The sequence below is a fragment of the Ideonella sp. B508-1 genome, from assembly GCF_000333615.1.
GTDB lineage: Bacteria > Pseudomonadota > Gammaproteobacteria > Burkholderiales > Burkholderiaceae_C > Ideonella.
Map to the genome: position 1 here is coordinate 1 of NZ_BADL01000540.1, position 8,379 is coordinate 8,379.

Consider the following 8,379-nt stretch of genomic DNA (forward strand, 5'->3'; position numbering starts at 1 on the left):
CTCCTGGATGGCGAAGTCGCGCATGCGCTGGCTCAGCAGCAGGCGCTCGCGCAGGGCGGTGCCGGTCTGTGGATCCTGGACCCAGTCATGCACCGGCCGGGCGCTGTGCAGCAGGCTGAGGTGCCCGCCGGCTGACTGCCAGAGGTAGCCCACCGAACTGCAGCCCGAGGTCAGGCACAGCGTCCCCAGGCTCAGCAGCAGCACGCCCAGGCCGGAGCCCCCCAACCAGGCGGCCCAGCGCACCAGCCGTCGCCACGTCATCTTCAACACCGCCCTCACAGGGGCGCCACCTCCACCAGGCAGTCGTAGAAGCAGGGGGCCTCGCCCAGGTCGGTCAGGCGCTGGTGGGTCAGCTGGTTGACGTTGGTGCCGTTGCGGCCCAGCTTGCGCCACCACACGCCCAGGCCGTTGACCACGCCCGGGCGGGCGCGCGGGCTGACACGGGCCACGCAGTGGTACTCGCCCCGGTCGTTGAAGACCCGCACCGGCTGGCCGTCAGCCAGGCCGCGGGCCCGGGCATCGGCCTCGCAGATCTCCAGCAGCGGCTCGCCTTCGATGTCGCGCAGGCTCTTGACGTTGACGAAGCTGGAGTTGAGGAAATTGCGGGCCGGCGGCGAGATCATGGCCAGCGGGTAGCGCTGCGCCAAGGCCGGGTCGCGCTCGGCGCTCTCGTGGTTGGGCACATGGTCGGGCAGCGGCAGGCCGGGCGCACAGGCCTGGGCCTTGCCGCTGGGGGTGAAGAAACGGCCCTCGGCGAACGGCGCCTCGGGCACCGGCAGCTTGAGCCAGCCCACGCGGCGCAGTTCGTCGAAATCCACCTCGAAGGCCTGGCGGGCCAGGCTCAGGTCATCGTCCTGGAAGCAGGGCTCGTCAAAGCCCATGCGCGCAGCCAGCTGGCGGAAGATCTCGGCGTTCGAGCGCGCCTGCCCGGCCGGCGGCAGCGCCGGCTCGTTGATCAGCAGGTAGGTGTGGCCGTAGCTGGCGTGCACGTCCCAGTGCTCCAACTGCGTGGTGGCGGGCAGCACGTAGTCGGCGTGGTCCGCGGTGTCGGTCAGGAAGTGCTCCAGCACCACGGTGAACAGGTCCTCGCGGCGGAAGCCCGCCACCACCTTGGCCGACTCGGGCGCCACCGCCACCGGGTTGCTGTTGTAGACGATCAGGGCCTTGATCTTCGGCCCGAAGGTGGGCGAAGCCTCGCGCAGCAGCTCGTCGCCGATGGTGCTCATGTTGATGCTGCGCGGCTGGCGGCCGGCCAGCAGGTCCGGGCGCTCCAGGGCCCGGTTGCGGAAGGGCTTGTTCCAGCCAGAGGCGGACAGCAGCAGCCCCCCGGCCCGGTGGCGCCAGGCCCCCACCAGACAGGGCAGCAGCGCGATCAACCGGGCGGCATTGCCACCGCCGGCCACCCGCTGCATGCCGTAGTTCAGACGGATGGCCGCGGGGGCCGTGGTGCCGTAATCGCGCGCCAGGCCACGGACCTCGTCGGCGCTGATGCCACAGACCTCGGCCGCGCGCTCGGGCGGCCACTGCAGGGCACGTTCGCGCAGCTCGGGCCAGCCTTCCACATGCCGGGCCAGGTAGTCGTGGTCCAGCCAGTCGTTCACCACCAGCTCGTGCATCAGACCCAGGGCCAGGGCACTGTCGGTGCCGGGCCGCAGGGCGATGTGCTGATGGCACTTCTCGGCCGTCTCGGTGCGCCGCGGGTCGATGGCGATCAGCTTGGCGCCGGCCCGCTTGGCCGCCTGGGCATAGGTCCAGAAGTGCAGGTTGGAGGCGATGGAGTTGCTGCCCCAGATCAGGATGAGACGGCTCTCGGCAAAATGCTCCAGGTGCATGCCCACGGTGGCACCATAGGTCAGCGCCAGCCCGGTGGCGCCGGCCTCGGCGCAGATGGTGCGGTTGAGCTGCGAGGCCCCGAGCCGGTGGAAGAAGCGGCCGGCCATGGCCTCGCCCTGCACAAAGCCCATGGTGCCGGCGTAGCTGTAGGGCAGGATGGCCTGCGGGTCGCGCGCGGCGATGGCCTTCAGGCGCGCGGCGATGTCGTCCAGGGCCTCGTCCCAGCCCACCGGCTCGAACTGCCCGGAACCCTTGGGCCCGACACGACGCAGCGGCTGCAGCACCCGCTCGGGATGGCTGTTGCGCTCGGCGTAGCGGGACACCTTGGTGCACAAGGCCCCGTGGGTGGTGGGGTGATCAGGCTCGCCTTGCAGGCGGATCAGTTGCTCACCCGCCACCGTCACGCGGATGGCGCAGGTGTCGGGACAGTCGTGCGGGCAGGCCGCGTGGATCACACGCGTCGCGGCCGAGGGATCACGGGTCAGGCTCATCCCGGCATGATGTCACAGCCGGTCACACAAGCCCGCGGGTCCGCCCGATTCAAAACGTCAACAGGCCCTGACCTTTTGCAACAATCGGACAGCCCCCGAAAGGCTTCACGTTCAGGGAAGTTCATGCACGCAGTCAACCGCCGTACCGTTCTTCAACACAGCGCCGCCCTGGGGGTGGCCGCAGCCCTCCCCACGGGGGTGCTCGCCCAGGCCCGGGAGGGGCGCATCGTGCTGGGCCAGTCGGCGGCCCTCACCGGCCCGGCCGCCCAGCTGGGCCTGCAGTTCAACCGCGGCGCCCGCCTGGTGTTCGACAAGGTCAATGCCAGCGGTGGCGTGGGCGGCGCGCAGATCGAGCTGCGCGCCCTGGATGACGGCTACGAGCCCGAGCGCTGCCGGCTCAACACCGAGCGCTTCCTGTCCGACGATGTCTTCGCCCTGTTCGGCTATGTGGGCACCCCCACCACGCTGGCAGCACTGCCCCTGCTGACGGCCGCCAAGATGCCCCTGATCGCGCCGCTGACCGGCGCGATGGGGCTGCGCAACCCCTTCAACCGCAACGTCTTCCACATCCGCGCCTCCTACGAGGACGAGACGGCGCTCATCGTCAAGCACCTCACCCAGCTGGGCCTGAAGAAGATCGGCGTCTTTCGGCAGAACGACAGCTACGGTCAGGCCGGCCTGGACGGGGTGACCAAGGCGCTGCAGTCGCGTCAGCTGAGCCCGGTGGCCGTGGGCACGGTGGAGCGCAACAGCAGCGATGTGGCGGCCGCGGTCAAGACCCTGGTGGCCGCCCGCCCCGACGCCATCGTGCTGATCAGCGCCTACACCAGCTGCGCCGCCTTCATCCGCGCGGCCCGCAAGGCCGGCTACGGCGGCACCTTCTTCAACGTGTCCTTCGTGGGCACCCAGGCCCTCTCCGACGCCTTGGGCCGCGAAGCCCTGGGGGTGATGGTCACCCAGGTGGTGCCCAACCCCTTCTCCACCACCAGCGGCATCGTGCGCGACTACCTTACTGCCCTGAAGGCCGCGGACCCCAAGCTCAAGCCCAACTACACCAGCCTGGAGGGCTACATCGCCGCACGGGTGCTGGTGGATGGCCTGAGCCGTGGCGGCCGGGGACGGGACGGCCTGGTCAATGGGCTCGAGGGCCTGGGCACGCTGCAACTGGGCGGCTTCCCGCTGAGCTTCAGCACCCGGGACCACGTGGGCTCGCATTTCGTGGAAGTCACCATGCTCACAGGGGATGGCGGCGTGCGCACCTGAGGGTCGCGCGGCTAAGATCCTTGACCCGATCCGGAGATTCCCATGACCCTGCTGGCTGACCTCCAAGCGCAGGCGGACGATTTCGTCGCGCTGCGACGCGACATCCACGCCCATCCCGAGCTCTGCTTCGAGGAGCATCGCACGGCCGAACTGGTGGCGCGGCAGCTGGAGAGCTGGGGCATCGAGGTGCACCGTGGGCTGGGCCGCACCGGGGTGGTGGGCATCCTGCGGCGCGGCAGCAGTGGCCGCACGCTGGGCCTGCGGGCCGACATGGACGCCCTGCCCATCACCGAGCACAACCGCTTCGCCCATGCCAGCCGCCACCCGGGCAAGATGCACGCCTGCGGCCACGACGGCCACACCACCATGCTGCTGGCGGCGGCCCGCCACCTGGCGCAGCACGGCCGCTTCGACGGCACGGTCCACTTCGTGTTCCAGCCGGCCGAAGAGGGCGGCGGCGGCGCCCGCGAGATGATCGCCGACGGCCTGTTCGAGCGCTTTCCGATGGAGGCCATCTTCGGCCTGCACAACTGGCCCGGCATCCCCAGCGGCCACTTCGCCGTCTGCAAGGGGCCGATCATGGCTTCCAGCAACGAGTTCCGAGTCGTCATCCGCGGCAAGGGGGCCCACGCCGCCCTGCCCCATCTGGGCATTGACCCGGTGCCGGTGGCCTGCCAGATGGTGCAGGCCTTCCAGACCATCGTGACGCGCAACAAGAAGCCGCTGGACACCGCTGTGATCTCGGTGACGATGATCCACACCGGCGAGGCCTCGAACGTGGTGCCCGACCATTGCGAGATCCAGGGCACGGTGCGCACCTTCTCCACCGAGGTGCTCGATCTGATCGAGCGTCGCATGGGCGAGATCGCCACACACACCGCGGCGGCCTTCGGTGCGACGGCCGAGTTCCATTTCCACCGCAACTACCCGCCCACCATCAACCACGACCGCGAGGTGACCTTCCTGCGCGACGTGATGCGCGAGGTGGCCGGCCCGGACGGCACGCTGGAGATGGAGCCGGCGATGACGGCCGAGGATTTCAGCTTCTTCCTGGAGAAGACGCCCGGGGCCTATTTCATGATCGGCAATGGCAGCGGCGAGCACCGCATGCCCCATGACGGAGGGGCGCGGCAGATGGGGCCGTGCACCCTGCACAACCCGCACTACGACTTCAACGACGCGCTGATCCCTCAGGGCGCCGCGCTGTGGGTCCGGCTCACCGAGCGCTGGTTGACCAGCGCCGCCTGAGCCGGTCGTCCCGCAAACTCAGGCCATCACATCGATGGAGCCGGACGAGGCAGACGCGCTCTCGGCCCCGGTGGGCACCGGGTCGCTGGCCGGCGGCAGCGGTTGGCGGCTGGCGCGCAATTCCTTGATCGCATCGGCGGCGATGGACTTGGCACCCTGGACATCCCCGTGGGCCAGGGCCTTGCCGACCTGCGCGAAGGCACCATCCGGGTTCCAGGTGGCGTTGGGCGGCGGGTTCTTCAGGATGTCCTTGTAGGCGTCCTTGGCCGCATCCAGGTCGCCCTGACGCAGGGCCTTGCCCAGTTGGTGGAACTGCTTGGCGGTGTCGGCCACACTGCCGGACGTCCAATCCACGGTACCGCTGCTGACAGCAGAAACAGACATGTGAACTCCCTTGGGGGCGACAGCCGGCCCGACCTCCGGACCTGTCTCACTGCGCCTGCCGCCATGGTGGGAGAGAAACCCTGTGCACAAACGGGGAAACAAAGCGGACATCACCGCGGAGTTCCGCCCCCGTCGCAGCCAGCCTCCTGGCGACCTCCCCGCCAACATCATGTCCTGAATTGACCGCAACAGGTCCTGTGACGGCCTCGGTCACCATGGCTTCTCCCTGGATCATCCTGATCACCGTCCTTCATTCCTCCGAGGTGATCCCGATGTCCTCTTCCGACACTGCCCTGCTGCTCATCGATGTTCAGGCCTCCTTCACGGCCCGGCCCTACTGGTCCGCCGCCGAACTTCCGGCCTACCTGGATGCCACCGCCCGGCTGCTGGCGGGCGCCCAGGCCGCCGGATGGCCCATCGTCCAGGTCTTCCATACCGACGGCCCCGAGGTACCGGAGAACCCCTTTGCCCATGCCAGCGGTCTGGTGCGCGCCCTGCCCGGCCTGCCTGCCTTCGAGGCCGCGCGGGTGGTGGAGAAACACCGCCACAGCGCCCTGGTCGGCACCGGGCTGGGCGACTGGCTGCGTGCACACGGACTGCGCCGGCTGATCGTGGCCGGCATCCGCACCGAGCAGTGCTGCGAGACCACCGCCCGCCATGCCAGCGACGAGGGCTGGGCGGTGGACTATGTGACCGAGGCCACCCTGACCTTCGACATGGTGAGCCCGGCCGGCACGCCCATCAGCGCAGCCCAGTTGCGCGAGCGCACCGAAACCGTCCTGGCCGGGCGCTTCGCCAGGGTCTGCACCGTGGCACAGGCCCTGGCGCGGGCCACGACCGAGGGGGCGGCATGAACCCCGACAGCCGACCCACGGACATCCTGCTGCTGATGTTCGACGACGTGGAGCTGCTGGACTTCGCCGGCCCCTACGAGGTCTTCACCACCGCCAACCGGGTGGCGCAAAGGCAGGCGCCGGATGCCCGGGCGCGCCGCCCGTCTTCGCCCCCGCCCTTTCGGCTGCGCACGGCTTCCCCCGACGGGCAGGCGGTGCGCGCCCGGGCCGGGCTGGGCCTGCAAGCGGATCTGGCGCTCGGTGAGGCCAGCCCACCCGACCTGCTGATCGTGCCGGGCGGCGTGGTGGACGCACTGCAACGCGACGTGACCTTCCTGGCCGAACTGGGCCGCCTGGGGCAAGGTGCCGGGCTGGTCGCGTCCATCTGCACCGGCGCCTTCCTGCTGGCCGATGCGGGCCTGCTGCGGGACACCGAGGCCACCACGCACTGGGAGGATCTCGAGGCCCTGGGGCGGCAGCATCCGCACCTGCGGCTGCGACCGGACCGACGCTGGGTGGACAGCGGCCGGGTGCTCAGCTCGGCCGGCATCGCGGCAGGTCTGGACCTGAGCCTGCACCTGGTGCGACGATGCGCCGGTGTGGAACTGGCCCAGCGCACTGCCCGCCAGCTGGACTACCCATGGGATCCGACCGAATGAACCCAGGGACAGGCCCGGTGAACCTCTGGTTCCTGGTGCTGCCCGACACCTTGCTGCTGGACCTGGCCGGCCCGGCGGAAGCCTTCCGCCTGGCCAACCAACAGCTGGCGCGGCGCGGCCTGCCGCCCGCGTTCGCACTGCACTACATCAGTCCCACCCCCGACGTCCTCAGCTCGGTGGGCCTGCCCCTGGGAGGGCTGATGCCGCTGCCCGCAACGCTGCCCCCCGAGAGCTGGGTCTGGCTGCTGGGGCGCCCGGGTGAAGCCTCCAAGGTGATCCATCCCGAACCCGCCTGGCTGACGGCGCGGGACTGGCTGAACCGCACCCTGGCGCCCCTGCTGCAGACGGACCCAAGCCCCTGCCGCTTGCTGACCGTCTGCTCCGGTGCCCTGCTGGCGGCCGACGCCGGCTTGCTGGCCCACCGCGAGGCCACGACCCACCATGAGCTGCTGGACGAGCTGGCCCGGCTGGCGCCCCGCTGCAGGGTGCGGGGCAACCGTGTCTTCGTGCAGGACGGCCCCGTCTGGAGCAGCGCAGGCATCACGGCGGGCATCGACCTGGCCCTGCACCTCGTCGCCGAGGTGCTCGGAGAAGGACCGGCCTCCGCGGTGGCGCAGGTGATGGTGGTGTTCCACCGACGCGGTCAGCAAGACCCGGAGCACTCCCCCCTGCTGACCGGGCGGCGCCATCTGCACCCGGCCGTCCATGCCGTGCAGAACGCGGTGGTGGAAGCACCGGGCGAGGACTGGAGCCTGGCGCGCATGGCCGCAGTGGCCCATGTCACGCCGCGCCACCTGACCCGGCTGTTCCAGCTGCACGCCGGCGTGTCACCGCGTCAGCATGTCGAGCAGGTTCGCCTGGCGCTGGCCCGGGAGGCCCATGGCAGCGGCATGACGCGCGAACGGGCGGCCGACCTGGCCGGCTTCAGTTCGACCCGCCAGTGGCGTCGGGCCCGAACCCGTCAAGCAGACGCAGACCCCGGGCCGACAGATCCTGGCTCAGCCGCGCAGCCGAGGTGAAATGCAATGCCGGCAGCCCGAGCTGGGCCGCGGCCTGGATGTTCTCGAGGTGGTCGTCGATGAACAGGGCCTCCTGGGGCGCCACGCCGAAGCGGGCCAGGGCCAGGTGAAAGATGTCCAGCCCCGGCTTGCCGGTCTTCACCCGGGCGGAGAACACACCATCCTCGAACCAGGCCAGGAAGTCGTGGTGCTGCTCCAGGTAGCAGGCGTAGGGCTCGGGCATGTTGGAGAGGAAGAACAAGCGGTGGCCCGCCGCCTTCAAGGCCCGAAGAAGGGCTCGGCCCGGTAGCCGAACAGGGCCTCGGCCGCCGGGTTCCAGCTCGTCACCAGGCCTTCGGGCGTGGTCGAGATGATCGCGTCGCGCGAGGAATTCACGATGGCCTCGCAACGCCCCTCCATCAGGTCGATGGCCCGGCGCGAGCGCTGCAGCAGCGACAGGATGGTCAGGAAGGCCACGACGATGGCCGCCAGCGCCAGCCCCAGCACGCTGGCATCCACCCGGTTCCAGCCCTTGGGGAAGTCTGTCTCGGGCAAGCCCACCAGGAGGTACAGCTGGTGCCCCTGCACCCGACGGTAGGCATTGATGCGGGCCACGCCGTCGACGGCCGTCACGGCCACGTACTCCCCATGCTCCGGGGCGGTGTGGACC

At 70.2% G+C, this 8,379-nt stretch carries 10 protein-coding genes; 5 read left to right on the plus strand and 5 right to left on the minus strand.

What is annotated here, in order from left to right:
* A partial coding sequence (locus tag I73_RS29610) for an aminopeptidase (RefSeq protein ID WP_040501265.1) occupies positions 1-261 on the minus strand: 261 nt, incomplete at its 3' end.
* Between the two features lie 14 nt (positions 262-275).
* On the minus strand, positions 276-2,324 hold the full coding sequence (locus I73_RS21060; RefSeq protein ID WP_022982429.1) for a molybdopterin-dependent oxidoreductase: 2,049 nt from the start codon (positions 2,322-2,324) through the stop codon (positions 276-278).
* Positions 2,325-2,447: 123 nt separating this feature from the next.
* On the opposite strand from I73_RS21060, the gene I73_RS21065 reads away from it, so the two are divergent.
* Positions 2,448-3,587, plus strand: coding sequence for an ABC transporter substrate-binding protein (locus I73_RS21065; RefSeq protein ID WP_026097022.1), 1,140 nt, complete (start codon positions 2,448-2,450; stop codon positions 3,585-3,587).
* Between the two features lie 42 nt (positions 3,588-3,629).
* The gene (locus I73_RS21070) at positions 3,630-4,835 is read left to right on the plus strand and encodes a M20 aminoacylase family protein (protein WP_022982431.1); all 1,206 of its coding nucleotides are present in this window, start codon (positions 3,630-3,632) and stop codon (positions 4,833-4,835) included.
* 18 nt (positions 4,836-4,853) lie between these two features.
* Here the strand turns inward: I73_RS21070 and I73_RS21075 are convergent, their stop codons facing one another.
* Positions 4,854-5,219, minus strand: coding sequence for a hypothetical protein (locus tag I73_RS21075; RefSeq protein WP_148289879.1), 366 nt, complete (start codon positions 5,217-5,219; stop codon positions 4,854-4,856).
* A gap of 272 nt (positions 5,220-5,491) precedes the next feature.
* Here I73_RS21075 and I73_RS21080 point away from each other — a divergent pair, with 272 nt between their 5' ends.
* The 3 genes from I73_RS21080 to I73_RS29615 are packed head-to-tail and all read left to right on the plus strand — an operon-like array spanning position 5,492 to position 7,730.
* Positions 5,492-6,073, plus strand: coding sequence for an isochorismatase family protein (locus I73_RS21080; protein ID WP_040501267.1), 582 nt, complete (start codon positions 5,492-5,494; stop codon positions 6,071-6,073).
* A complete protein-coding gene (locus tag I73_RS21085; protein ID WP_022982434.1) occupies positions 6,070-6,711 on the plus strand; it encodes a GlxA family transcriptional regulator in 642 nt (213 codons plus the stop codon). The genes I73_RS21080 and I73_RS21085 overlap by 4 nt, the downstream gene beginning before the upstream one ends.
* 17 nt (positions 6,712-6,728) lie before the next feature.
* On the plus strand, positions 6,729-7,730 hold the full coding sequence (locus tag I73_RS29615) for a GlxA family transcriptional regulator (protein ID WP_022982435.1): 1,002 nt from the start codon (positions 6,729-6,731) through the stop codon (positions 7,728-7,730).
* Here the strand turns inward: I73_RS29615 and I73_RS29620 are convergent.
* On the minus strand, positions 7,636-8,049 hold the full coding sequence (locus I73_RS29620; RefSeq protein WP_374701972.1) for an HAD-IA family hydrolase: 414 nt from the start codon (positions 8,047-8,049) through the stop codon (positions 7,636-7,638). The genes I73_RS29615 and I73_RS29620 overlap by 95 nt on opposite strands.
* Positions 7,989-8,379 (minus strand): PAS domain S-box protein (locus I73_RS32840; protein WP_026097024.1); only part of this gene is annotated, 391 nt, incomplete at its 5' end. The genes I73_RS29620 and I73_RS32840, both read right to left, overlap by 61 nt.